Origin of the sequence: Streptomyces sp. PH10-H1 (assembly GCF_030063355.1) — a bacterium.
In the GTDB taxonomy this organism is placed as follows: domain Bacteria; phylum Actinomycetota; class Actinomycetes; order Streptomycetales; family Streptomycetaceae; genus Actinacidiphila.
This window is the reverse complement of sequence record NZ_JASISZ010000075.1, coordinates 1-24,854: the sequence shown is the minus strand read 5'-3', so window position 1 is coordinate 24,854 and position 24,854 is coordinate 1. Positions and strand designations below refer to the sequence as shown.

Genomic DNA, 24,854 nt, shown 5'->3' with positions numbered 1-24,854 from the left:
GATGGGCATGGGGATCTCTCCGCGCCATCGAGTTCATAAACGTGAACCACGCGTGTGGATGTGAACGCCATGACAGTAGGACCCTGGTGTGAGCGCGTCAACGATTTTGGCGATGCGGGGCTTTGGGAGATTCGGAGGTGCGCGAGTGGCCGGCGCCATGAACCGGCGCCCGGCCCTTCCGGCGACGTGGCGCCATCCCCCTCCCGTCCGGTAGCTGAGGGCGCCCGCGGCCTGTCCAATTTGAGCGAGGAGTTGGAGTGACGGTGAGCGAAGAGAAGGCCGTGAATGTCGGGCCATCGGATATCGAGGTGGCATACGAGCGCTTCGGCGACCTCGACGCACCCCCCGTACTGCTGGTGATGGGCATCGCCGCGCAGATGCTCGGCCGGCCCGAGGAGTTCTGCGCCGGGCTGGCCGCTCACGGCGTGCAGGTGATCCGGTTCGACAACCGCGACAGCGGCCTGTCGTCACACTTCCCCGACGCGCCGACGCCCGACCTGCAGGCGGCACTCTCCGGTGACATGTCCTCGGCGTCCTACACCCTGTCCGATATGGCCGCCGACGTGGTCGGCCTGCTGGATGCCCTCGGGCTGGACAGCGCACATGTTGTCGGGGCCTCGATGGGAGGTTCGATCGCCCAGACGATCGCGATCTAGCATCGCCACCGGGTCCGGTCGCTGACGTCGATGATGTCCACGACAGGCGACCGGTCCGTGGGGCAGGCGAAGCCCGCGGCGCTCGGCGCCCTCACCGGCCCGCGGACCGAGAGCCGCCAGGACGTGATCGACCAGATCGTCAGGATCTCCCGGGTCGTCAGGTCGCCCGGGTTCGAGGCCCGACGAGGCCGCGGTCGCCGACCGCGCCGGGCGCTCCTACGACCACGCCTACGATCCGCTCGGCATTGCCCGCCAGGCCGTGGCCTCCCTCGCCTCGGGAGACCAGACAGCCCGGCTTCGGTCGCTCGACGTGCCCACCCTGGTGATCCATGGTGCTGACGATCCGATGTGCGATGTCAGCGGCGGACGGGCAACCGCGCAAGCTATCCCCGGGGCGGAGCTCGTCGTGCTCGACGGCATGGGCCACGACCTGCCGAGAGCGCTGTGGCCCGAGATCACCTCGCTGATCGCGAACCTCGTCCGGCGCGTCGAGGCGGCATCACCTACCGACTGAGCGCCTGACTCACGCAGCCAGGCGGGGCGCACAGCCCGACCCTTCGTGGTGTGAGGACGTGCTCAAGCCAGCCGCCCTGGCCTGAGCGCCACCACGACAAAGGATCGGTTCAGTAGCCGGGGGTTGATGCTGGTGAGCTCGCGTATGCAACTGTCGCATGTTCCCCGTCAAGTCCAGCCCGCCGGTGACCGTGCGTGGTCAGAGGCGGTCGGCCGGCCGCCGCCTCGCCGCGTGTTCCGGGGGCCCGGCCTTGTCCCGCTCGGCCCAGGTGAGGGTGGCGGCAAGCGAGCGGAAAGCGGCGCGGTAGACGCAGGGGCTGGTCCCGGTGCAGCGATGGAACTGGTGACAAGCGGGACCCGTGGGCACGCCCACCCGGATTCTGGGCTTTGGTACCGTCGTTGACATCGATTCCCCGGACAAGGGGGTGTGGCCGGAGCGGCTCCAGCAGTTGGACACCCGCAGGGGATCCGAGGCCGAGTGCGTCAACCGTGCCGGGAGGACCCGGCTGTGCACGGTCAGTCTGAAGCCGGGCGCCATGGCGTGCAGCGGGGACTCCGGCGGCCCGCAGCTGCAGCGCGCCAGGAGCGGGCGCTGGGAACTCATCGGTACGACGTCGGGCGACGGCGACCGGGCCGTGACGCTCCCGGACATCGCCGCGCACGCACGGACCAGCGTCAGCAGCCTCACCCGCCGCTTCCGCACCCTTACCGGCCACAGCCCCCTCCACTACCTGCTCCGAGCGCCCATCAAGGAGGCCCAGCGGCTGCTCAGGGAAACCGATGACCCCGTCGAGCAGATCGCCGCCCGCACCGGGTTCACCTCATCAGCCGCCCTACGCCCTCACTTCCGCCCCCTGACCGGCACCACGCCCCGCGCCTACCGCCAGGCCCACCGTGCCCAGGGAGGGTGCGGCGGCTGACGTGGGACGTCCACCAGTACCCGGGTCAGGAGTTGGCGATCCGCGGGCAGAACGTTGTCCATACGGGCTGTCCCCGTCGTCATTGGCCTCGCCAAATGTTGTCGAAGGCCGCATCTTCGATGGCTCGCCGTTGCCGTACAGCCTCCAGCTCCATCAACGCGTCATTGACGGCGGCGAGCACTGTCACCGCCGCGTCGTCGGCCAGACTCATGGAGTCTCCAGGCAGCTCGTCGCGGATCCCTACGGCCGCCGCAAGGGCGGCGAGGATGGGCTCATCCGCTGTCCAGCGGTTCGCAGCCTGGCGGCGAGCGGGCGAATCAACCAGCACCGTCCGACTGGGCCGGAAGGGCATCCCGTGGCGGCGATGCCGAGTGAGCTGCCCTTCCGCCTCAAGGGCGGCCACATAGGCCGCGGACAGGCCGCGACCTCTGCGCCACAGCCAGTCGCCGACCGACTCGTATGGCGCTTCTCGGACAAGCAACGCCGCAGCCTCATCCAGCAGGCGATCAGCCATTGCCGGCCGGTGGCCCGGCACGATGTGATCGCCGTCGAGTCTGATGGCCTGGGCATCGAGGAGGTCGATCACCTCGGCTCCCGCGAGCGCAAGCGACAGGTCGCCTTGTTTCACAGGGCGACCGGACGCCATATCCATGGCGGCGATCGAGAGGTCCCGCGGTGTGGTCATGAAAGGCTCCACGTCAGAGGCATCGATGGCGGTGCGTTTCTGAGCAGCTGGTCCGGCACCCGGTGTGACGCCGAGCGGGAAGGTCAGCTGCCCTTGTCGGGGGCCGCGTCGATCGCTGAGCGGACGTGCTGCGAGTAGCCGGACGGCGGGCGTGAAGTCGGCCGGCAGTGTCCACCAGGATCAGGTCACTGTTCGTGTGGTCGGTGTGCAGGGAAAGGATCTTCCTCTGCCCGGGCAAGCTGTACTTTTGCCTTCGCCATGTCGGGTGCGCCTCTCGGCCCGTTGCCGAGCATTCCCGTATACGAGCTTACGGAGCGAGGACGGCAGCTGCATCCCCCCGTCGGCCCTGGCCCGCTGAGGAGCGCATATTCCGGCAGAGGCCGGTGCGTGCCGGCCCGAGTATCGACGCCTACAGCGTCCCACGGCCTCAGGGCCGTCCTCACCGCCACGTTCTGGGGTCTGGACGGCTCCTCCGGAGGCGGCACCGGCACTCTGCCCGCACCCACCGGCGGGAGGGTGACCGCAACCACCAGCACGACAGTGTCACTGTCATGGAACGCCGTCAGCGGTGCCGTGGATAACGTCTACATCACCCACACCTTGGAGGAGACCTCTGCCGGCTACTACGTCATCGCCGACAGCGGATGTCCCAACTGACGGTCGGCCACGCCCGACTGCGGGCAAACACAACAACCCGCCCGGCCGACTCGTGCGCCTCGCCGCGACCCATGCAGCGGTGAGGCGTTCGGCACGCTACTTCGGCCGAGGGATTGCGGCTGTCACCGCGTGGCGGACATTGCTGTAGCGGTCGACCTCCCAGACCGTGCCAGGACAGCCGCACGAATGAGGGAGTGGTGCGCGGTGCCGGACTCCTCGCGCCCTCACAAGCCGCCAGTCCGATTGGCTGCCTCCTCGAGAGCCCAACCGGCTGGCGAAGGTGCCTTCACCGGCCCCAACCCGCGTGTCGGCTCGATGCGGCGCTTGTGGTCAGGGCGTGGTGCGGTATAGAGCAAGGGGTTGATGCGTTTTGTGAAGGAGCGTCATGTCGTATGCCGTCCGTCGTCCCTTGGCCGTCGCCGTGCGTTTGGCGCTGTCCGCCGCGCTGGCCGCAGCAGTGACGGTGGCCTTGTTCGTCACGGGCCGCCATCAAACGCCCGACTACACGGCGCAGCTGTTCGGGCAGTCCGGGGTATCGGCGATCCGACTCAAGTCATGGATGGCCACGGGGGTCCTGGGCCTGGCGGTGGTCCAATTGGGCTTGGCTCTGTGGATGTACGGGCGGCTGCCGGGTCTGCGGCAAGCCCCGCGTGGCGTGCCGCGCGCGCACCGGATCGGCGGGGTGATCCTTTTCGCCGTCACCGTACCGGTCGCCGTGCAGTGCATGCGGGCCTACGGTGTCCAGACCGCCTCCACCCGCGTCATGGTGCACTCGATCGCCGGTTGCTTCTTCTACGGCGCGTTCGCGGCAAAGGTTCTCCTGGTGCGCAGCCGACGCCTCCCCGGGTGGGTTCTGCCCCTGGCCGGAGGCACCGTGATCACTGTCATCGCGGTGTTTTGGTACGTCAGCGCCCTGTGGTACTTCAACGGCAACCTGCCGTGACGCGTGCTGCCACGCGATATGGATCAAGGTTGCGTAGCGGGGGCGCCGGGTGTCTCGATGCAGCGAGAGCTGGTGGCGTTTTGCCTGGCCGCGGTAGGTACCGAATCGGACCAGAGCGCAACGCGCCCCAACGTGTTCGTCCGCGCCACGTTCGCAGACGGGCTCCACGCACCGAGGGTCGGAGGCGCCGGCTCGCGGGACCGCCTCGCTGCCCGCGTTGGCGCAGTGCCGGCCTATCGGGTACGACCGCGGCCGCCGCCTGGCACCTGGCACCTCGCCAAGGTTCCTGTGGCCTCGAATCGACCTCGGTCACGATGATCGCCGTAACCGCCGCGTCCTCCCGCGCTCGTCGCCAACCCCGCCGCCGCGCGTCACCCTGACCCAAGGAGAGGGCCGATGTCCGCGCCACCCCAACTGCCCGGCGTGCTGGCCGACGTGGCCCCGGTTCTGGACCACTGGGGTTACCTTGCCGTGGGCGGTCTGGTGTTCGTCGAAGACTTCGGCGTGCCGGTGCCGGGGGAGACCGTGATGATCGCAGCCGCCGTCTACGCCGGGGCGGGGCGGTTGAACATCGTCGCCGTTGCTGTGATCGCCATGGTGGCCGCGGTAGCGGGCGACAACGTCGGCTACGCCATCGGCCGCTTCGGCGGTCACCGGCTCCTCGCCCGCTACGGCCGTTATGTCCTGCTCACTCCCGCCCGTGTCACCAAGGCCGAGGCGTTCTTCGATCGCCACGGCGGCAAGGTCGTGACCGTCGCCCGGTTCATCGAAGGCCTGCGTCAGGCCAACGGCATCATCGCCGGACTGAGCGGGATGTCCTGGCGGCGTTTCATGGCCTTCAACGCCCTGGGCGCCGCCCTGTGGGTCGGAGCCTGGGTCACCCTCGGCTACCTCGCCGGACAGCACCTGGACACCCTCTACCCCGCCATCCAACGCTACGAGCTGCACCTCCTGGCCGCGGCCGCCCTCCTGATTGCAGCACTGATCGCCCGGCACCTGCTCCGGCGCCGCCGAACCCCGAAGGAATGAAAGGAACGAACAGGCGCGCGCACCAGACGCTGTGGCATGGCCGGCGCGCTTCAGGCCGCGCGCAGCGACTATCGTCGGCCGGCACTCAGCGAATGGGATCCAGTGATGCGTGAACCGGGATCGGACAGCCCGGTCACCCGAAGCTGACTCGCTCCAGCCAGAAGTCGAGCAACTGCGCATCCCCCAGGATCTCGATGCCCTGGTCTCGAGCGGGACGCCGCTTGTAAATGACCAGCAACAGGTCGGTGAGCGACCCTCGCACCGCGACTGCGGCCTTCTCGTGCGCGCGCCGCCATACGATGGCGTCGCCCGAGGTCGATCAGCCACCCAGCCGCCGCCTCCGGCGCGGTGTCGGTGGCGTGGAAATGCAGAGTGCACCCGGCACCGAGCAGCTCGCGCATCCAGGGGTGGACCTCGAAGTGCATCGGCAGCGAGCCGAGGTCCATCCACTCGTCGACAGCGTCGAGGGCGACCTCCTCGTCGACGGTGAACTCCGCACCCACGGCCAGGGTCGCATCGGCACGATGGATGACCGTCTCATGCAAGAACCGGCGCGCGTAGAAAACCGCGGATCCCCCGGGAACGGGGGTCCACAGCGTCGCGTCGGGCCCGGCGGCGCGCAGGGTCCGCGCCAGCTGCTCGGCGGCTACGGCGCCGGCATCCATCTGAGCAGCCCGTTCTCGCCGGGCCCCTGAGGCCCCGTCCGGGGACCTCAGGGCCCGGGCCCGAGCCCTCCCTGGAGGCGTTCCAGATCGGCCGGGCGCACCTGGATGGCAAGCAGTGCGATGATCGCGGCTATCACAGTGAATGCTGCGGCGACGATGAAGGCCGTGGCGATTCCGGAGGTGAGGACCTGGTCGCCCCAGGGTGGCGGGAGTTGTCCGGTCTGCTGGAATTTCGCGCGTTCCAAGGGGCCGGCCTGGGCCAGGAACTGCGGTATTTGGTTGTGGGCCTCGTTGCGGCTGGCCGTGCCGAACACGGTGACCAGGATGGACAGGCCCAGTGAGCCGCCGACCTGCTGGGTGGTGTTGAGCAGGGCGGAGGCCGCGCCGGTCTCATGCGGGGCCACGCCGGAGACGGCCATCAGGGTCACGGAGACGAAGTTCATGCCCATGCCGAGGCTGAAGATGAGCATCGGTCCCAGGATGCTGCCCAGGTAGGTGGAGTGGATGTCCGTCTGGGTCAGCCAGGAAAGCCCCGCCGCGCACAGGATCGAGCCGGTCACCATGAAGGGCTTGGGGCCGTACTTCGGCAGGAGTTGGGAGGCCAGTCCGGCGCCCACCGCGATGACCGCGCTGACCGGAAGGAAGGCCAGACCTGCCTGGAGCGGGCTGAAGTTCAGCACGTTTTGGACGAACAGGGTGAGGAAGAAGAACATGCTGAAGATCGCGGCGGCGAGGCTCAGCATGATTCCGTAGGTGCCCGCCCGGTTGCGGTCCGCGAACATGTGCAAGGGGGTGATTGGTTGCTTCGAGCGCTGCTCCACCAGGATGAAGGTCGAGAGCAGTACCACGGCGGCGGCGAACGACGCGATAGTGAAGCCGTCGCGCCAGCCGTCCTGCGCGGCCCGGATGAAGCCGTAGACCAGACACACCATACCGAGGGTCGCGGTCAGCGCCCCGGCGAGGTCGAAGTGGCCGGGATGGCGCTCGGACTCCTTGATCACGCGAGGTGTGGCCAGGGCGATGAGCAGTCCGATCGGCACATTGACGAAGAACACCCAGCGCCAGTTGAGCCATTCGACGAGTACGCCGCCCGCCAGCAGACCGATCGCGCCGCCGCCGGCGGAGACCGCCGCGAAAACGCCGAACGCCCGGTTGCGGGCCGGGCCTTCGGTGAAGGTGGTGGTGATCAGTGCCAGCGCGGTCGGCGAGGCGATGGCGCCACCGACGCCCTGGAGGGATCGGGCGGCCATGAGTTGGCCGGAGTTCTGTGAAAGGCCGCCGAGCAGGGACGCGAGGACGAACAGCAGAACGCCGAAGATGAAGACTCTTCGGCGGCCGAGAATGTCCCCGGTGCGGCCACCGAGGAGCAGCAGCCCGCCGAAGGTGAGCGTGTACGCGTTGACGACCCACGAAAGACTCGTGGTGGAGAAGTTCAGAGCGCTCTGGATGTGCGGCAGCGCGATATTCACGATGGTGATGTCGAGAACCACCATCAGCTGGCACGAGGCGATGACCAGCAGGGCGATTGCGTTTCCGCCGCCCCGGGCCGGGGCGGTTGTCATTTGTGCTGGTGCTGGTGCTGGTTGTGAGGTCGTCATGGCGCATGGCCCTCACGGGAGACGCTGCGGGCAGTTTCGCCCACCGTTCGATCGTAAGCCTGGTACGGGCACGTCACCAGTCGATCAGCCGGCCCTCGGTGGGGGAGAGGGGGCCGGCACTCCCGGTGATGGTCAGGGCGCAGGTGGTCGTTCCTGAATTGTCGGCGGTCGGTTCAAGATCCGGGCGAGGGTTGCGTGCACGGGGCACTCAGCGGGGGACCGCCGGTACGACCGGAAGGGTGAACCCGCCTTTCCCGATATCGAGCGCTTTTCCCTGGTCAGACCCCCTCCGATTGAAGCTGCGCTGCGGCTGCTCCGCTGTCGTCCAGGGCTCCGGTGTGGCGCAGGCCGACGGGTCAGGACACCGGCGGAATGATGTCAGCCGTGTCGACCGGACTAAGGCGCGGCCACGCGTTGAGCGACGCGACAGAGCGATGACGCGATCCGCGGGGGCGGTCCATGGCGGTGGCGGGCTAATGCCCTGTCCGATAAGGCATCGTCAGCCGGGCTCTGGGACGTCGGCCCCCGTCCATCGCCACCCGAAGAGCGGACACCGCCACCCCGTGCGGCCCTCTCCGGTGGCACAACAGCGGCATATGACTGACGGTAATCATGTCGCTACTGCGTTTCCTGTGGCTGATGCCCTGTCAGCCAGCGTATGTCGCGACGGAAGGAATCCTCCCATGCGCACTGCTCGCACCCTGCTGGCCGGAGCCACCATCTCCGCAGTCCTTGCCATCGCCGCTCCCGCCGCCCACGCCACGGGTGCCCACAACGCGTACGAGCCGAGCACCCCCGGCTCCTCGTCCGCTTCCAGCGAGGGCTACTCCTCGACCGAGCAGGGCGCCAAGTCCGAGGACGGATGGAAGGGGCACGAGGGCGAGGGCAAGAAGCCGAAGGGTGGCATGCACACCGGCGGTGGCGGCATGGCCCTGTCCGGCGGTGGCCTGGCCGCCGGTTCCGTCCTGCTGCTCGGCGGCCTCGGCGCCGGCGCTTACGTCCTGCGCCGCCGCAGCACGTCCGCCGGCCTGGCCGTGTGATCCGGCGCCGAACCTGAACCACGCCGTTCTGGCGTTGCCACCGTCGTCGCACGATGACGGTGGCAACGCCGGTTCCGGCACCTGGCCGGGCGCCACGACCGTCGATCCCGGAGCTGATGAAAGGCATCACCTCATGGCCCAGCAGACGACACAGCACACCGCCCGCGCGGCGGACTCCGCGCCGGGTGGCGACAGCCGGTCGCGGGTCCTGCGCTGGGCCACCGCCGCGATCCTCCTCGGCGCCTTCCTGATCTACAACTCCATCGACCCCTCCGAAGCCGGGCCCCCCGCCTCCGCCGTCGTACAGGCCGCACCCCCGGCGGCACCCCCGGCGGCGCCGCCCACCAGCAGTAGCCACGCGCTTCCCGCCTCCCGCCCCACCCTTCTGACGATCCCCATCCTCGGCGTGAGCGCCCCCTTCACGCCCCTTCACCTCGACCGGTCGGGCAAGCTGGACCCTCCACCGACAGACAACAGCAACCTCGCCGGCTGGTACGCGGATGGCCCCACGCCTGGTGAAAAGGGCAACTCGATCGTCGCCGGCCATGTCGACACCACCACGGGCCCGGCAGTGTTCTTCCTGCTCAGTATGGTCAAGCCAGGCAGCACGGCCGAGATCACCCGCGCCGATGGCATCGTCGCGACATTCAAGGTCGATTCCGTCGAGACCTTCTCCAAGGGGACATTCCCCGACCAGCGCGTCTACGGCGACACTCCCAACGCCCAGTTGCGCCTCATCACCTGCGGCGGGTCGTACGACCACAAGAAGAAGGACTACTCGGACAACGTCGTTGTCTTCGCCCACCTGGAATCCTCGCGCAAGAGCTGACCGCTCGCGCACCAGTACCCGAAGCGCCGTGCGCGCCGTCGGCCCAATACTCGGCACCAGGGACGGATCCTGTCACCAGGGGTGCTTTGCGCGAGGCTGCGCCGACCGCGTGCTCACACTGTCAGTTGGGCCGGTATGCCACCGCCCGGTCGGGGGTCAGCCGAAGCCGAACCAGCCCAGTACGGTCTGCACGAGCAGGATGGTGGACATCCCGCCAACGCCCACGACCACGACGGTGGCGGCGATCCGGTAGCGGGGGGTGTTGGCGGCCTTGCCGAGCAGGCTGCGGCGGTTGGTGAGGATCAGCAGGTAGATCAGCACAATGGGGCTGATAAGGCCCTGCAGGACCTGGGTGCCGATCAGCAGCTGGATGACGTTGATGGGGGTCATGGCCACCACCGCGCCCAGCGCGATCTGGGCGGTGAACAGTCCCAGGAACAAAGGTGCGTCGCGGAAGCTGCGGGAGACCGAGCGTTCCACGCCGGCGGCCTCGCCGATCGCGTAGCTGGCCGATAGCGGCACCACCGCGCCGGCCAGCGCGGAGGCGCCGATCAGGCCGAAGGCGAACAGCAGCTCGGCGTCCTTGCCCGCGACGGGTTCGAGGGCGGAGGCGGCCTGGGCGGCGGATTCCAGCGGGCCGGTGCCACCGATGGCGGCGGCGGTGGCGATGATGATGGTCAGGCTGATCACGCAGGCGAAGACCGCGCCGAGGATCGCGTCGGCGCGGATCAGGCGGTAGTCCTCCGGTTTGGCGCCGCGGTCGACGACGCCGGCGGCGGCGTAGAACTGCATGTAGGGGCTGACGGTGGTGCCGATCAGCGCGACTCCCAGCAGGATGAATGCCTTGCTGGGTTCGAAGTGCGGGACGACCAGGTGGGAGCCGACGTTCCCCCAGTGCGGGTGGCCGAGGATCATCGCGATGGGGTAGGCGAAGAACACCAGCGACATCAGCAGGAAGATCCGCTCCGCGTACCGGTAGGAGCCGAACAGCACCAGCGACCACAGCAGCAGCGCGGCCGGGGGGATGACGGCCCACTTGGGCACGCCGAGCAGCTCGAAGGCGGCGCCGATCCCGGCGAACTCCGAGACGACCAGGCCGGTGTTGGCCAGCAGCAGGCAGCCCAGCGCCAGGGCGGTCAGGCGCAGGCTGAACTGCTCGCGGATCAGCGCGCCCAGGCCCTTGCCGGTGTAGGCGCCGAGGCGGACGGCCATCTCCTGGACCATCACCAGGGCGACGGTGACCAGCACCATGAAGAACAGCGTGCCGTAGGTGTACTGGGAGCCGGCGCTCGCGTAGGTGGCGATGCCGGCGGCGTCGTTGCCCGCGTTGGCGGCGACCAGGCCGGGACCGGCGACCGCCGCTACCAGGGCCAGGCGCCGCCACCGCCCCTTCAGGCCGCGGGGACGTTCCCCTGTGGGACGTGTGGCGGTGGTGGCGGTGGTGTCGAGGTCGCGGGTCACTGCAGGAACCTCCGAAAGTGCAGGCGCCCGCGCTCGGGCAGCAGGGTGTCCAGGACGTCATCGGCCAGGATCCGACCGAGCGGACGGTGGTCGGCGTCGATGACGAGCAGGGAGGAGACGCGGGCGGCCACCAGGAGTGCGGCGGCCTCGGCGATGCGCGCTTGCGGAACCAAGGTGACCGGCGGACCGAATTGGGCGAGCCAGTCCGTGAGTTCACCGACGGTCGTGGTGTCCTCGGCCACCGCCAGGTCGAACAGGGCGATGTCGGCGACCAGGCGGCCGTTGTCGTCCAGGACCGCGACGGCGTCGATCTCGGTACGGTGCTCGGCCTGCCCGGCCAGGACGGCACGAACCTGCCCGACGGTCTCCTCCCGGCGGGCGGTGACCACCACGGTGGTCATGGCGCCGCCGGCTGTGCCTTCGCGGTGGGCCAGCAGCCCGCGCAGTTCGGCGGCCTCGGCCTGGGGCATCCGGGCAAGCAGCGTCTCGCGCTCGGCGGGCTGCAGGTCGCGCAGCGCGTCGACGGCCTCGTCCGGCTCCATCTCGTCCACCAGCCGCGCGGCGTGCTCGGGCGGCGCCTCGCGGAGCAGGTTCTCCAGCTCGGCCGGTTCCATCTCCTCCAGTGCGTCGGCGGCCCGGGCGGGCTCCAGCCAGCCCAGCAACTGCTGGCGCTCGGTGCGGCCGAGGTCTTCCAGGACATCGGCCAGGTCGGCGGGCCGCAGCCGGTGCAGCGCGGACCGCGAGGCCCGCAACCGGACCTCTGCCGGACCGTCGGTGGCGTGCTCGGCGAACGGGGCCACCGCCTGCCAGTCCAGCACCCGCTCCGGCGTCGGGCGGGCCTGCCAGCGCCGGGGCCCCAACCGTCGCAGCAGGGTGGGCAGGGAAACATCCACCCCGACCAGCACGACCCGATCGGCCAGCGGCGCCAGGTAGAGGTCGGCCGCGCGGGTGACCTGGACGCCGTCGACGTCGACGAGCTGGTGGTCCAGCACGTCCCGGGCCAGCAGCACCTCTCCTGGACGGCGTTCGTACTCGCGCAGGTCCACCCGAGCCGTGCGCAGCCGGACCCGGCCGCTGCGGACCTGGTCAATGGTGTCGGCGGTCAGGAACGCGCGGCGGCGGCCGATGCGGATGACCAGCCCGGTGACCGGCGGATACGGGTCGGTGCCGTAGAGGCGGGCGACCACGTCCACGACGCGGCCGACCTCTTCGCCGGCCTGGTTGGTGACCAGGCAGCCGATGAGGCCGGCCAGCGAGACCAGGGAGGCGCGGACCGCCTTGGAGGCGGTCGCGCGGCGTTCCAGATGCACCCTGCGGTTGCGCAGGCGGGCGGATGTGGTCATGAACAGAGTGTTGGTGGCCAAGATGAACACCCCCTTGCCCCGCGGCGGCGGGGCGTGGGCGGCGGCGGGCAGCATGCGCCCTGTGACCAGGCGGGCCGTGGCCGCGCGCCCATTGCCGCCGGGCCCGGCGGGGCGGCCGGGCAGGCGTCAGGGGTGGCGACCGGTGGAGGGCCGGACGGTCAGGGAAGGAGCGGCTGCCCGGCGCCGCGGCAGGACGACGAGGACAACGCGGGAAGGGGCCAACAACTATGGCCCGGACTACTGTCCATCTCGCCTCCTTCCGGCCGGGGACACCCACGCGGGCGTCGCAGCGACTCGGCAAGGAGCGGACCGGGTGGAATCCCGGCTCACCCCAACTCGTCAGAGCTTTGGCACTCCACGGCGTAGTCCCGCCATTGCGGGAAGCCACTTGGGGTCACCCCTTAGGTCGGGGAGACCTGTCCTGATCCGGAGCGTCTCTCGACGGGTGGGATCAGTGGCCTGTGTCCGTGAAGACGCCTCACCGAACGAGGTGCCCAAACAACCGGCCGTAGCTTACGCCCCTTACCGCCGGCCGCGCCAACCCGCCCGCGTCATCCTGCCCCAGCACGCTCTGCCTGGCGCCCCTCTCCAGCCGCAGCAGGCGTCGCCGCGCCAGGCGGCCGCCCAACGAAGTACGCCTGCGCCCCGGCTTCCCCTCGTTCGTCCGCTGAGCAGGCCCCCGCATTCCGATAACCGGTGCACAGCGGCCGCATCTCGGCCACGAGTGCCTTCACCGGCTGTGCGCGGCCGGTCGCAGGCAGCCTTATCGCGTACGGGCTCGTCCGGGAATGAGGCGGAGTGTGCGGCGGGATTCCACGCCGCCGGAGCTGCCGCGATGGGCCGGAACGCGGTCTTGTCCGGCGCCTCGAGGCATCGAAATACTCGACGGTGAACGTTGGCATGGACGCGCTAGATGTCCGGTCGACGGGGCACGGCGGAACCTATCCGCACACCTTCGGGGCCCGCGCACGTCCTGCGGACCCAACCCCCCACAGGAGGCGTCGAGTTGAACACCTTACGGATCATCAGGTATCGCACTGCGCTCGCGACGGCGGGCGCTGCTGTCCTCACCGCCGCGGTGATGCTCCCGCAGGCGCAGGCGGCCACACCCGCCCCCAGGACCCTCACCCCCGCTGCCGCGTCCCGCCTCGCGGGTGACCTCGCCTCCCGCTTGGGCGAGACCGGCATCGCGGGCTCCTACTACGACGCCGCCGGCGGCAAGCTCGTCGTCAACGTCCTGAACACGTCAGCGGGTGAGCGCGTGCGGCAGGCGGGTGCGCAGCCGCGGATCGTCCAGCACTCGCTCGCCCAGCTGCGGGGCGCCACGCACACGTTGGGCGCACAGGCCCGGATCCCCGGCACAGCCTGGTCCATCGATCCACGTACCGACCAGGTCGTGGTGACCGCGGACCGCACCGTGACGGGCGCCAGGCTCGACCGGCTGGTGAAGACCGTCAAAGCGCTGGGCGGCGCCGCCCGTCTGAGGCGTTCCACGGGCCGCCTCACACCGTTCATCGCCGGTGGTGACGCCATCTGGGCCAGCGGCGCACGCTGTTCGCTCGGCTTCAACGTCGTCAAGGACGGGCAGCCGTACTTCCTGACCGCCGGCCACTGCGGCGTCGCGTACCAGAGCTGGTCGGACTCTCAAGGTGGCTCCGAGATCGGCTCGGTGGAAAGCGCCACGTTCCCCGGCAATGATTACGCGCTGGTGCGGTACACCGACGGATCCATCGACCACCCGAGCGCCGTCGATCTGTACGACGGCACCACCCAGGCCATCTCCGGCGCGAGTGACGCGACCGTCGGGGAGCCGGTGCAGCGCAGCGGCAGCACCACCGGCGTACACGGCGGCACGGTCACCGGCCTGGACGCGACCGTCAACTACCCCGAGGGAACGATCAACGGGCTGATCGACACCGATGTCTGCGCCGAACCCGGCGACAGCGGCGGCGCACTCTTCGACGGTGACCAGGCGATCGGCCTGACCTCCGGCGGCAGCGGCGACTGCACGAACGGCGGTGAGACCTTCTTCCAGCCGGTCACCGCCGCACTGAGCGTGTACGGCGCGTCGATCGGCTGACACCCGGCGCCAGCCCCCAGGAGCCCGGCCGCTCATCAGCGGCCGGGCTCCTGCGGCCATTGCTCCTGGCGCTTCTCGTAGCGTGCCCTGGCTGCCATCAGCCCTGCCCCGTACAGCGCGAGGACGGCGGCGAGCAGCAGGTAGTAGACGGGCGGCAGGGCGGCCATGCCCAGTACAGGGGCGAGGGGTGAGAGCGGCAGCAGCAGGCCGATCATGGCCAGCACCGTCGTGGCGAGCCGGACCGGGGTAGGGGCGCGGCCCTCGGCGGCCCGGCGCCCCGTGCGCAGTACGAGTATCACCAGCGCCTGGGTGAGGAGGTTTTCGGTGAACCACCCGGCGTGGAAGGACGCCTGGCCGCCGGGACGGCCCGATCCGTGCACGGCGAGTACGAGCACCCCGAAGGTGGCCAGGTCGGCAATGGCGTTGAGCAGGCCGAAGCCGGTGATGAAGCGCAGGAAGTCACGCGGGCGCAGCTCCGCGGGGCGACGCAGCGCGGCAGGACCGGGGCGGTCGAAGGCGAAGGCGAGCTGGGCGGCGTCGAAGCACAGGTTCTGCACCAGGACCTGCACTGGGAGCATCGGGAGGAATGGCAGCAGCAGCCCGGCGACCAGCATCGAGATGACGTTGCCGAGGTTGGAGGACAGGGTGATGCGCAGATAGGTCGCGATATTGCCGCTGCTGCGGCGCCCGGCGAGGATTGCGTCGTCGATGGCGGTGAGGTCCTTGGCGGCGAGCACCACATCGGCGCTCTCGCGCGCCACATCGACCGCGTCGCGCGGGCAGATCCCCACATCGGCGGCCTGCAGCGCGGGCAGGTCATTGACGCCGTCGCCCAGGAACCCGGTGGTGTGCCCGCGCTCGCGCAGTGCGCCGACGATACGGGCCTTGTGCTCGGGCGTGCAGCGCGCGAAGACCGTGCTGCGGTCGGCCAGTTCGGCCAGACCTGCGCCGGTGAGGCCATCGATCCGCTCCGCGGTGACGACCTCGCCCGGGTCCAGGTCCAGATCGCGGCAGACGCGGGCGGCGGTGCCCGGGTGGTCACCGGTGAGGACCTTCACGGCGACACCCCTACGGGCGAGGACCGCCAGCGCATCGGCGGCGGTGGGTCTCAGTGCGTCGCGCAGCCCGACGAAGCCGACGAAGGTCAGGCCGTACTCATCGGCGGATGTGTACGGGCCGAGCCGCGCGGGACGATCGGCCAGGGCGACGGCCAGCAGCCGCAGACCGTCCTCGGCCTGGTCCATGGCGAGGCGGCGCAGGCGCTCCAGGGCGGCGGCGTCCAATTCCGTCTCCCGGCCGCCGGCCCGCAGCCGGGTGCACCGCTCCAGAACGTCCTCGACTGCCCCTTTGACGACCAGAGTGTGCAGGCCCGTACGGCTAGGTCGGCGCACCACCGCGCACGAACTGCGGCGTACCGCGTCGAAGGGCAGTGCGGCGACACCGTCGTAAGCCAGCAGTTCTTCGCCGCAATCCTCGGTTGCCTCCAGGATCGCCTCGTCCAGGGCATCCGGGGCCGGCAGATCAGCGAGTTGGAGCGTCCACAGGCTGTTCACGGCGGCCCAGTGCAGTACCTCGGGATCGCTGCGGCCCTCCGGGTCCAGATGACAGTCGAGGATCGGCCGGTCCTGCGTGAGGGTGCCGGTCTTGTCCGTACACAGCACATCGATCGCGCCCAGGTCGTGCAGCGCCGGCAGCCGCTTGACGATCACCTCGCTGCCGTGCGCCAGGCCGGCCGCGCCCCGGGCCAGCGCCGTGGTGACGATGACGGGCAGCATCTCGGGGGTCAGGCCGACCGCCACCGCCACCGCGAACGGCAGCGTTTCCAGCCCGCGCCCGCGCAGCGCGGCATCGGCCATCAGCACCAGCGGCGGGGTCAGCAGCATGAACCGGATGAGGGTCCAGGAGATCCCGTTCACCGAGCGGTCGAACGCGCTCTCGCGCCGCCGCCGCGCGGGCTCCCGGTAGGTACCGGCCAGCTGAGTGGCCTCACCGGTCGCGACGACCACCGCGGTGCCGCTGCCGGAAGCCACGCTGCTGCCCAGAAAACACAGGTACGGCTGATCGAACAGGGCTGTGCCGGGGTCCGCGGGCGTATCGACGGGGTATTTGGCGACCGGAGCGGACTCACCGGTGAGCGGCGCCTGCCGCACGGTCAGGCCGGAGGCACGCAACAGCCGCAGATCCGCCGGCACCAGGTCGCCCGGCCCGAGCCTGATCACATCACCGGGCACCAGTTGGTCGACGGGGATCTCCCGGGACCGCGACGCTGCCGCGCCGGACCGCCGCTGGACGGTCGCGGTGGTGGCGACCAGCTCGCGCAGCGCGGCGGTGGACCGGTCGGCCCGGTACTCCCCGCTGGAGCGCAGCGCACAGCTGACCGCGACCAGAACCGCGATCACACAGGCCGTTCCCCAGGAGGCGACGACGGCCGACACCAGCCCCAGGCAGAGCAGCACCGTGGTGAACGGATCACGCAGGCTGCCCACGAAGCGCACCGGCCAGGAAGCGGGACGCTGCGCGGCAATGGTGTTCTCGCCGTACTGGAGCAGCCGCTCCTCGGCCTGCGATTCCAGCAGTCCGCGCGGCCCGCTTCCCAGCCGCCGCAACATTTCCAGCGGAGTGAGTCCCGCCGTGTCGCGTACGGAACGGCCGTGCGGGTCCGGGATCGTACGGCCGGTGCTGGTGCCGGTGCCCGCGACGGTCTCAGGCGCCCAGGCCACGAACGCGCCTCGGCGTTGGCTTGTGGTCGGCGCGGTCGGACAGCTGTCCGACCAGCCAGCGCACCATAGTCACCACATCGGGGTCGTCGACGAGATAGACCACCCGGCGCCCCTCCCGGCGCGATCGCACCAGCCCCGCCAGTTTCAGCTTCGTCAGATGCTGGCTCACCGCGGGCAGCGCACCACCCACCCGCTCCGCGAGCCCGCTCACATCACTCTCGCCCTGCGCCAGCGCCCACACGATGTGCAGCCGGGCGGACGAAGCGAGCATCCCGAAGGCAGCGGCGGCCTCCGTCAACACCTCGGCAGGCGGATCCTCGAAGTTGCCGGCACCTGTCGCCACTACCGTGCTCCTGTCGCCCGGGCATCATCCTCGCCCCCGAAAACGGCCAGTCTAGTGCGGGGGACAGACGGCTCTCAGTGTATTCCGGGGCGCGGGGTCACCATGCGTGCCTGCCACCGGTGGCGTCTCGTATTCCTGTGGCGTCCTCGTCGGGCACCTGGACGGTAGCCCCTCCTCAGGTACTTGCTATATCGCGCATGCATGCAAATTGCGCGTGGCGGGGACCGCCTGCGCCCAGATGCCCATCCGGAGGGCCAGGGAGCCAGGGCGGCTCTTCCTCGGTCGCCAACCGGCTGCTCGTCGCCCTTCTGATCAAGGTGAGCGACAGCGCCGGCCGGGCCGCCACCCAGCCCGGGAGAAACGCGACCATCCTCACACCGGTCGTCGCCGGACAGCGCCGCCGCCCGGCCCCACGCCAAACCGGCCGCCGCCGTTACGAGCGGGACCTGTCCTGACCCTGGGTGGTGCCGGTGTGAGGCCCGGGCGGGGAGTGGTGGGATGCTCCCGGTGGGCCGACAGATCCCCAACGCGGCAGTCGAAACCCAGTGATGGTGAGTCGGACCCACCGGCAACATCACCACGCACATCATCGCTGTCAGATGTTGACGCCGAAGTCCTGGGCGATGCCCCCAAGACCCGAGGCATAGCCCTGTCCGATGGCGCGGAATTTCCACTCCGTGCCGTTGCGGTAGAGCTCGCCGAAGACCATCGCGGTCTCGGTGGAGGCGTCCTCGGTCAGGTCGTAGCGGGTGAGTTCGGCGCCGCCCGCCTGGTTGACCACGCGGATGAAGGCGTTGCGTACCTGTCCGAAACTCTGGCCGCGCTTCTCGCCCTCGTAGATGGATACCGGGAAGGCGATCTTTGCGACCTCGGCCGGAACGGTGGCCAGGTTGATCTGGATCTGCTCGTCGTCCCCGTCGCCGCCGCCGGTGAGGTTGTCGCCGGAGTGCACCACTGAACCGTCGGGGCTGCGCAGGTTGTTGAAGAAGACGAAGTGCTGGTCGGAGACGACCTTGCCGGACGCGTCGCACAGTATCGCGGAGGCGTCCAGGTCGTAGTCGGCGCCGGTGGTGGTGCGTACGTCCCAGCCCAGTCCGACAGTGACGGCGCTCAGGCCCGGGGCCTCTTTGCTCAGCGAGACGTTGCCGCCCTTGGCCAGGGTCACGCCCATGATCTTCCTCCATTGCTCATTCGGTCGTGTGCCGTCCTTCGGGGACAACGCGTCAGCACGCCCACTGGTTCCACAGTTGCGCAACTTCTAAAGTGTTGAGGGTAGAGCCTGAGCCGCCGCCATGGCGGCCGGTGCGCCCCCCAACACTTTGAAGATTGCGCAAGCTCTAAAGTGTTGCCCATGAAGACATATGACGCGGCGGAGCGGGAGACGGCCATGCTCGATGGCGGTCCCGGAGACGGGATCCGGATCCGGGTGGCCGGCCGGCCGTGGGTGCTGCAGGTGATTCTTCCCTGCGAGCTGGAGACCCCGTCGTCCGGCGGTCAGGTTCAGGCTCAGGTGCAGGCCATGTATGTCTACCGCCGGGACTCACGCTCGACCGCAGAGCTGGTGCGCTACAGCTTCGACGCGGCCAGTCCCTGATCCGCGCGCAGATCAGTGTGTGGTCGTGGGCCCGCCCTCACGCACTGGGCGGGCGGAGGTGGTGTCGCCGGGGGCGGCCTGGATGGTGAGCGGCGTCACCGGCTCCCCGGGCGCGGGCGCGGGGGAAGCGGTCGCCGGCGCTCCATCGTCCTTCATGGCCTTGGCCTCGCTCTTGAGGATCCGCATCGATTTGCCCAGCGCGCGGGCGGTGTCCGGCAGCTTCTTGGAGCCGAAAAGCAAGATCACCACGAGCGCCAGGACCAGCAGGTGCCAGGGTTGCATGCCGTTGTGAAGCATCGACGCCCCACCCTTTCGTCGTCATCGGGATCGCAGGCCCGGTGGCCGCGCCCACAGAAAAGCTTGCTACATTGCGCAACTGTACAACCAAGGGCCGGGCCGAAGCGTCTTCTGTCCAGAAACGCGCGGGCGAGGGGGACACATGTCAGGCAGCCACAAGGCGGGGGCGGGTCGCGGGGGCGAGGACCGGGCCGCCCCGGGGCGGCGGCGCCAACGCAGCCCCCTGCGGATCGCCGCCGCGATAGCGGTCGCGATCCTGGTCCTGCTCATCGCGGGAGCCGGCTGGATCTACATCCAGCTCAACGGGAACATCAACACCTTCGACGCCGACGGCGTCTCGAAGGACCGGCCCAAGGCTGCCACCGCTGGGCAGAACGTCCTGGTCATAGGCTCCGATTCGCGAGCGGGCGACAACAGCAGCCTTGGCGGCGGGAAGGGCGACGTCGGCCGCTCGGACACCGCGTTCCTGCTGCACGTCTACGCCGACAGCAAGCACGCCGTCGGCGTGTCGATACCGCGCGATTCCCTCGTCGACATCCCTCCGTGCAAGCTGCCCGACGGCACCTGGACCAAGCCCCAGAGCAATGCCATGTTCAATTCGGCCTTCTCCGTGGGCAACACCGCCCAAGGCAACCCGGCCTGCAGCCAGAACACGGTGGAGAAGCTGACCGGACTGCGCGTCGACCACACCGTCGTCGTCGACTTCGCGGGCTTCTCCAGGATGACGTCCGCCGTCGGAGGGGTGCAGGTATGCCTGCCCAAGGACGTCTACCAGGGGGATCTCAACCCCAACCGCGGCTCGCGCGGCAAGCTCCTGTTCGCCAAGGGCCAGCAGACCGTCTCCGGCCAGCAGGCCCTGGACTACGTCCGCCTCCGGCACGGCATCGGGGACGGCTCCGACATCGGCCGCATCCAGCGCCAGCAGGCATTCGTCTCCAGCTTGATCAAGAAGGTGAAGGGGCAGGGCTTCAGTCCCACCACGCTGCTGCCGCTCGCGAACGCGGCGACCAAGTCCATGACCGTCGACCCCGGGCTCGGCTCGGCCGACAAGCTGCTCTCCTTCGCGATGTCCATGAAGGACATCGACCTGCACAACACCAAATTCATCACCCTGCCCTGGCGCTACCAGGGCGCACGGGTCGCGATCGTCCACCCCGACGCGGACACGCTGTGGGCGGCCCTGCGCGCCGACCGCACTTTGGACGGCAAGGACGCCAGCGGCACTTCCGGTGGCAAGGCGTCCCCCGGTGCGTCGGCCGGCTCCACCGCTCCGGCCCCCGACTCAGGCAAGGGCATCAACGTCGCCGTCTACAACGGCACTACCGTCAAGGGCCTTGCCGGCCGCGCAGCGGACACCCTGAAGGCCGGCGGCTTCACCGTCACCAGTACCGCGACCGCGGGCTCCCAGGACCACGCCACCACAGTCATCAAGTACGGCCGCGGCAAGCAGGACCAGGCCAGAACCGTCGCCCGCCTCTTCCCCGGCGCCGAGCTCAAAACCACCACAGCGCCCGGCATCAGCGTCACCCTCGGCCAGGACTACGCGACCGCCCCGTCACCGAGCACCCCCACCCCTACCGCCCTGGCCGCCGGGATAGCCGACAAGGCGCGATCCGCCGACGACGACCCCTGCTCCAACCTGTCCTACGGATGAGCCGGTGCGCCGCTCACCGTCGGGCGCGGGTCCGGACCGTATCCCCGGTGGTTTCAGTTCTTCCATTCTTCCATGGTCAACATTCGGTGAGGCAGCCCGCCTTGCCCTGTAATATCCCGTCATGTACCGTCTTGAGGAGAGTCCATGCCAGCCACTCTTAGGGCGCTGCCCAGGCCACTGCTGGCCCTGTTCGTCACCCTGTTCGCATGGGCCGCGGTGGCTGGGTCCGCGCCGGCGGCCCATGCGGCCACGAATCTCGACACGGTGGCCGAGGCTCTCAGGAAGAGCCCGGTCTATGTCGCCCCCGAGGCCTCGGGGCAACTGTCGGCGGCCGACGCCGAGGCTCTCGCGAAAAAGATCAAGGACGCGGACAAGCCGGTCTTTGTGGCGGTGCTGCCCGAGTCCGCCGCGTTCCCGAAGAAGACGATGCTGCAGGACCTGCGGACCAAGGTCGGCATCACCGGCGTCTACGCCGTGTACCTCGGCGGCAGCGGCTTCAACGCGGGCGCGGACCGGAAGGTGATGCCGCGGAACGCGATCGACAACCTCGCCGGATCCATCAAGCGCTCGTACGGCGGCGACACCAAGGCGCTCCTCAACAGCTTCGTGGACCAGGCCGACCAGCAGGCCAAGGGCAGCGCCCCGGCCTCATGGGGCGGCGGATCGGGTGACGACGGCATCGGGACGGCCGGACTCGTCACAGGTGGCGCGGTCGTCGTCACAGGTGGCGCGGGCGCTTTTGCCCTTTACCGCCGCAGCAGGAAGAAGCGCGAGGAGCGCGAGCGAGCCGAGCTGCAAGCCCTGCGCGTTGTGGTCGACGAGGACATCACCGCCTTCGGCGAGGAACTGGACCGGCTCGACTTCACCCCGTCCGAGCCGGGCGCCGACGACCCGATGCGCGAGGACTACACCCGCGCCCTGGACGCATACGAGGCCGCCAAGGCCATGATGGACGCCGCGGCGAAGCCGCAGGACGTGCGGCCGGTGACCGAAGCCCTGGACAACGGCCGGTTCGCGCTGGCCACCCTCGCCGCGCGCCGGACCGGGGCCCCGCTGCCCGAGCGCCGGATGCCCTGCTTCTTCGACCCGCGCCACGGCCCGTCCGCCACGGACGCACAGTGGGCCCCGCCGGGCGGGGCGGCGCGGACCGTACCCGCGTGTGCGGCAGACGCAGCCCGCCTGGCCGACGGCGAGGAACCCATGTCCCGCATGATCCAGACCGCTCACGGTCCGCAGCCCTATTGGAACGCCGGACCCGCCTACGCCCCCTGGGCAGGCGGTTACTTCGCCGGCGGCATTCTCACCGGCCTGCTCGTGGGCACCATGCTCGGTTCCATGATGAGTACTCCCGCCTACGCCGACTCCTCGCCCCTCGGCGGTGACGGCCCGGAGGGCGGCGACGTCTCCGGTGCCGACTTCAACCCCGGTGACTTCTCGGGCGGTTTCGGCGGGGACGGGGGCGGGGGCGACGGCTTCGGCGGCGGCGACTGGTGAACCTGCCCGCTGTCCGTCGGAATGGCCCGGGCTCGCGGATGTGACAGGGAATATCCCTTTCCCTGCCACATCAGTTGCCGCGAGCCGGGCGCTGCTGCGCGGACGCGCTGACCCGATGCCTGTGATGGCCCCGAAGGCTGGTATGCGAACTTCCCGGGCTTTGGCAGGAGCTGGCTACCGCAGCTCGGTCCCCATAACGAGCACTTCGCCAAAGACACCGGGGCCCTGTTTCTGGCGCTGGCGAGCCTGACGGTGATCACCACGCGCTACGTGCGGGACAATCGATTCGTGCAGGCGACAGGCGCAGTGTGGCTGGTCTTCAACGTGCTGCACCTCCTCCACCACCTGCAGCACCTTGGCATGTATGAGCCGGTCGGCCAGGTGCTCAACGCTGTCCTGCTATCTGCTCTGGTACTGGTGTCGGTGCTCCTTCTGGTGCCGTCGCACTCCGCGCAGCGGGACGGCAAGCAGTGACGAGCAGGAACAGCAAGGAGGAGCGTGGCATGCGAGTGGCAGTGGCAGGTGGGACCGGGCTCATCGGACGGTATGTGGTCGAAGAGTTGACCGCGGCCGGGCATGAGACGGTGGTGCTGGCCAGGTCCCGTGGTGTTGACCTCGTTTCGGGCACGGGACTCGATGCGGCCATGGCCGATGTGAAGGCGGTTATCGACGTTAGCAACATGACGACAATGAGCGGCAAGAAAGCGGTCTCGTTCTTCGGGACCGCCAGCCGCAATCTCCTGGACGCCGGGGCGCGGGCGGGGGTCCGGCACCACGTGGCCCTGTCGATCGTCGGCATCGACCGGGTGGGCTACGGCTACTATCAGGGCAAACTCCGCCAAGAGGAAATGGTCGAGGGCGGACCGGTGCCATGGACCGTGCTGCGTGCCACGCAGTTCCACGAGTTTGCACAGCAGATGCTCGACCGGTCCCCGAAGCCCCTTGCGATGGTTCCCCGGATGCGCACCCAGCCGATCGCGGCCCGGGAGGTGGCCCGGCACCTCGTGGGCCTCGCCCTCGCCCCGCCGCAGGGCATGGCTCCCGAGCTCGCCGGACCGCAGGTCGAGCAGCTCGTCGACATGGTGCACCGACTGCTGCGGGCCCGGCACCAACGCCGGCTGGTGCTGCCGGTCAAACTCCCCGGCGCCACGGGCGCCGCCATGACGGGCGACGGCCAGCTGCCGACCGGCTCGGGTCCCCGGGGCACCCAGACCTTCGAGGCATGGCTCTCCCAGAGCGCTGCGCTGGGAGGATGACGGAGCTGTGCCCCCATCTGAACCCGCTCAGGACCCCACCCTCGGCTCCCTCATGGTCGAGCGTCGCAGGCTCCTCAACGTCGGCTACCGCATGCTCGGTTCTGTGCAGGATGCCGAGGACGTCGTCCAGGAGACGTATGCCCGTTGGTATGCCCTGCCCGAACAAGCGCGGCGGGCGATCGAGACAGCGCTGGCGTGGCTGACCCGGGTCGCGTCGCGGATCTGTCTCGACCACCTTGCTCGGCCCGGTCCGGCGCGAGAACTACATCGGTGAATGGCTGCCCGAGCCGGTCCGTGACAGCGCCCAGTGGACCAGCATGGCGGGCAACAGCGGGGAAGATCCGGCCGATCGGATCACCCTCGATGAGTCACCCTTCAACCGCTCCAGACGATGAGCGTGCGTTCACCAAACGAGCGGGCAGGCCCCGGCGGCAACTCCCGCCGGGGCCTGCCCGCTTGAGGTCACTGTGACGCTGATCGGGAGTCCCGGGCCGAAACGCTTGTCCATGTCGAGGCGGAAGGCTCCGTGCGGGCCTATGGTCGGTCAGAACAGGGCAGTCAGCCCTCGCCGATCATCGTAGGACAGCTTCTTCGCCCGAGCCGGCCCGCGCAGCGCCCAGAGGCACGTGAGGCACATGGGCCGGCCAGGACCAACGATTGCGGCCGGCCCGCAGAGGGCGCAGGGCAACGCAGGGTGCAATGCTGCCTGCGCGTCGCGCCGTCAACGCACAGGAGCTGTCTCGTCTGACCCTCCATCAAAGATGGTTCTGTCCAACGCTGTTCTGGATGGGGTGTGGCCTGCTGCGACGGTGTGTTGGAGCGGGGTGGAGGGGGCCGGATGGGTTCGAAGAGTTTGTCCCGGGCAGTGCAGGCGCACGCGTTGGGTGCTCGGTTGGCGAGCTACCAGTTCAGTGGGTTTGCATGGTTCTCTGAAGCTCCGCCATCTTGATTCTGGCTGGTCAGGGCCTCTGGTGTGATGGCGGGTGAGGCTGCTCGGGCTGGTGGCGGGGCAGTGTCCAGCATGTAGATCGTCGGGCAGGGCGGTTCGCCTGTTCC

24 protein-coding genes, 2 pseudogenes and 1 riboswitch are annotated in these 24,854 nt (G+C 69.6%); of the genes and pseudogenes, 16 read left to right on the top strand and 10 right to left on the bottom strand.

Annotation, left to right across the window (positions count from 1 at the left end):
- The first annotated feature begins 263 nt into the window (after positions 1–263).
- The 3 genes and pseudogenes from QMK24_RS32740 to QMK24_RS32730 all read left to right on the top strand — a co-directional run.
- On the top strand, positions 264–656 hold the full coding sequence (locus QMK24_RS32740; protein WP_283470493.1) for an alpha/beta fold hydrolase: 393 nt from the start codon (positions 264–266) through the stop codon (positions 654–656).
- Between the two features lie 310 nt (positions 657–966).
- Complete coding sequence (locus tag QMK24_RS32735) at positions 967–1,170, top strand: alpha/beta fold hydrolase (RefSeq protein WP_349307868.1); 204 nt, start codon at positions 967–969, stop codon at positions 1,168–1,170.
- Positions 1,171–1,516: 346 nt separating this feature from the next.
- A pseudogene (locus QMK24_RS32730) lies at positions 1,517–2,089 on the top strand (helix-turn-helix domain-containing protein); the annotation flags it as partial.
- Positions 2,090–2,168: 79 nt separating this feature from the next.
- Here QMK24_RS32730 and QMK24_RS32725 read toward each other — a convergent pair.
- Positions 2,169–2,774 carry a GOLPH3/VPS74 family protein gene (locus QMK24_RS32725; RefSeq protein WP_283470491.1) on the bottom strand — a complete coding sequence of 202 codons (606 nt, stop codon included), beginning with the start codon at positions 2,772–2,774 and terminating at the stop codon, positions 2,169–2,171.
- A gap of 387 nt (positions 2,775–3,161) precedes the next feature.
- On the opposite strand from QMK24_RS32725, the gene QMK24_RS32720 reads away from it, so the two are divergent.
- The 3 genes from QMK24_RS32720 to QMK24_RS32710 all read left to right on the top strand — a co-directional run bounded on the left by QMK24_RS32720 (position 3,162) and on the right by QMK24_RS32710 (position 5,403).
- The gene (locus QMK24_RS32720; protein WP_283470490.1) at positions 3,162–3,431 is read left to right on the top strand and encodes a hypothetical protein; all 270 of its coding nucleotides are present in this window, start codon (positions 3,162–3,164) and stop codon (positions 3,429–3,431) included.
- Between the two features lie 385 nt (positions 3,432–3,816).
- A complete protein-coding gene (locus QMK24_RS32715; protein ID WP_283470489.1) occupies positions 3,817–4,374 on the top strand; it encodes a DUF6529 family protein in 558 nt (185 codons plus the stop codon).
- A gap of 396 nt (positions 4,375–4,770) precedes the next feature.
- Positions 4,771–5,403, top strand: coding sequence for a DedA family protein (locus QMK24_RS32710; protein WP_283470488.1), 633 nt, complete (start codon positions 4,771–4,773; stop codon positions 5,401–5,403).
- A 133-nt stretch (positions 5,404–5,536) separates the two neighbouring features.
- Here QMK24_RS32710 and QMK24_RS32705 read toward each other — a convergent pair whose 3' ends face one another.
- The 3 genes and pseudogenes from QMK24_RS32705 to QMK24_RS32695 form a co-directional block, all read right to left on the bottom strand.
- The gene (locus QMK24_RS32705; RefSeq protein ID WP_283470487.1) at positions 5,537–5,665 is read right to left on the bottom strand and encodes a hypothetical protein; all 129 of its coding nucleotides are present in this window, start codon (positions 5,663–5,665) and stop codon (positions 5,537–5,539) included.
- Between the two features lie 310 nt (positions 5,666–5,975).
- Positions 5,976–6,068: pseudogene (locus tag QMK24_RS41600) on the bottom strand (hypothetical protein); the annotation flags it as partial.
- 47 nt (positions 6,069–6,115) lie between these two features.
- Entirely contained in the window at positions 6,116–7,630 is a 1,515-nt protein-coding gene (locus tag QMK24_RS32695) for an MFS transporter (RefSeq protein ID WP_283470486.1), read from the bottom strand.
- Positions 7,631–8,349: 719 nt separating this feature from the next.
- Here QMK24_RS32695 and QMK24_RS32690 point away from each other — a divergent pair.
- Both QMK24_RS32690 and QMK24_RS32685 read left to right on the top strand, forming a co-directional pair.
- Positions 8,350–8,706 (top strand): hypothetical protein, encoded by a 357-nt coding sequence (locus QMK24_RS32690; RefSeq protein WP_283470485.1) that lies wholly within the window; start codon positions 8,350–8,352, stop codon positions 8,704–8,706.
- Between the two features lie 133 nt (positions 8,707–8,839).
- A complete protein-coding gene (locus tag QMK24_RS32685) occupies positions 8,840–9,535 on the top strand; it encodes a class F sortase (protein WP_283470484.1) in 696 nt (231 codons plus the stop codon).
- Positions 9,536–9,691: 156 nt separating this feature from the next.
- On the opposite strand, the gene QMK24_RS32680 is transcribed toward QMK24_RS32685, so the two are convergent.
- Complete coding sequence (locus QMK24_RS32680) at positions 9,692–10,996, bottom strand: NRAMP family divalent metal transporter (RefSeq protein WP_283470483.1); 1,305 nt, start codon at positions 10,994–10,996, stop codon at positions 9,692–9,694.
- Positions 10,993–12,369, bottom strand: coding sequence for a magnesium transporter MgtE N-terminal domain-containing protein (locus QMK24_RS32675; protein WP_283470508.1), 1,377 nt, complete (start codon positions 12,367–12,369; stop codon positions 10,993–10,995). Before QMK24_RS32675 ends, QMK24_RS32680 begins: the two co-directional genes overlap by 4 nt.
- 314 nt (positions 12,370–12,683) lie before the next feature.
- Positions 12,684–12,857, bottom strand: a riboswitch (M-box (ykoK) riboswitch).
- A 509-nt stretch (positions 12,858–13,366) separates the two neighbouring features.
- Between QMK24_RS32675 and QMK24_RS32670 the strand changes: the two genes are divergently transcribed.
- Positions 13,367–14,440, top strand: a complete 1,074-nt coding sequence (locus QMK24_RS32670; RefSeq protein WP_283470482.1) for a S1 family peptidase — start codon at positions 13,367–13,369, stop codon at positions 14,438–14,440.
- Between the two features lie 35 nt (positions 14,441–14,475).
- Here QMK24_RS32670 and mgtA read toward each other — a convergent pair whose 3' ends face one another.
- Positions 14,476–17,160, bottom strand: a complete 2,685-nt coding sequence (mgtA, locus tag QMK24_RS32665; protein ID WP_502962550.1) for a magnesium-translocating P-type ATPase — start codon at positions 17,158–17,160, stop codon at positions 14,476–14,478.
- Complete coding sequence (locus QMK24_RS32660) at positions 17,144–17,503, bottom strand: ArsR/SmtB family transcription factor (RefSeq protein WP_283470481.1); 360 nt, start codon at positions 17,501–17,503, stop codon at positions 17,144–17,146. Before QMK24_RS32660 ends, mgtA begins: the two co-directional genes overlap by 17 nt.
- 317 nt (positions 17,504–17,820) lie before the next feature.
- Here QMK24_RS32660 and QMK24_RS32655 point away from each other — a divergent pair, with 317 nt between their 5' ends.
- A complete protein-coding gene (locus QMK24_RS32655) occupies positions 17,821–17,958 on the top strand; it encodes a hypothetical protein (protein WP_283470480.1) in 138 nt (45 codons plus the stop codon).
- A gap of 140 nt (positions 17,959–18,098) precedes the next feature.
- Here the strand turns inward: QMK24_RS32655 and QMK24_RS32650 are convergent, their stop codons facing one another.
- The gene (locus QMK24_RS32650; RefSeq protein ID WP_283470479.1) at positions 18,099–18,674 is read right to left on the bottom strand and encodes a TerD family protein; all 576 of its coding nucleotides are present in this window, start codon (positions 18,672–18,674) and stop codon (positions 18,099–18,101) included.
- 180 nt (positions 18,675–18,854) lie between these two features.
- Here QMK24_RS32650 and QMK24_RS32645 point away from each other — a divergent pair, with 180 nt between their 5' ends.
- A complete protein-coding gene (locus tag QMK24_RS32645; protein WP_283470478.1) occupies positions 18,855–19,097 on the top strand; it encodes a hypothetical protein in 243 nt (80 codons plus the stop codon).
- Positions 19,098–19,109: 12 nt separating this feature from the next.
- On the opposite strand, the gene tatA is transcribed toward QMK24_RS32645, so the two are convergent.
- The gene (gene tatA / locus QMK24_RS32640; RefSeq protein ID WP_283470477.1) at positions 19,110–19,394 is read right to left on the bottom strand and encodes a Sec-independent protein translocase subunit TatA; all 285 of its coding nucleotides are present in this window, start codon (positions 19,392–19,394) and stop codon (positions 19,110–19,112) included.
- 142 nt (positions 19,395–19,536) lie between these two features.
- On the opposite strand from tatA, the gene QMK24_RS32635 reads away from it, so the two are divergent.
- The 5 genes from QMK24_RS32635 (at position 19,537) to QMK24_RS32615 (ending at position 24,072) form a co-directional block, all read left to right on the top strand.
- Entirely contained in the window at positions 19,537–21,048 is a 1,512-nt protein-coding gene (locus QMK24_RS32635; protein ID WP_283470476.1) for an LCP family protein, read from the top strand.
- A gap of 144 nt (positions 21,049–21,192) precedes the next feature.
- The gene (locus tag QMK24_RS32630) at positions 21,193–22,542 is read left to right on the top strand and encodes a hypothetical protein (protein ID WP_283470475.1); all 1,350 of its coding nucleotides are present in this window, start codon (positions 21,193–21,195) and stop codon (positions 22,540–22,542) included.
- 288 nt (positions 22,543–22,830) lie between these two features.
- Positions 22,831–23,016 (top strand): hypothetical protein, encoded by a 186-nt coding sequence (locus QMK24_RS32625; protein ID WP_283470474.1) that lies wholly within the window; start codon positions 22,831–22,833, stop codon positions 23,014–23,016.
- A gap of 29 nt (positions 23,017–23,045) precedes the next feature.
- Positions 23,046–23,798 (top strand): SDR family oxidoreductase, encoded by a 753-nt coding sequence (locus QMK24_RS32620; RefSeq protein ID WP_283470473.1) that lies wholly within the window; start codon positions 23,046–23,048, stop codon positions 23,796–23,798.
- Between the two features lie 7 nt (positions 23,799–23,805).
- Entirely contained in the window at positions 23,806–24,072 is a 267-nt protein-coding gene (locus tag QMK24_RS32615; protein WP_349307869.1) for a sigma factor, read from the top strand.
- Positions 24,073–24,854: the final 782 nt, after the last annotated feature.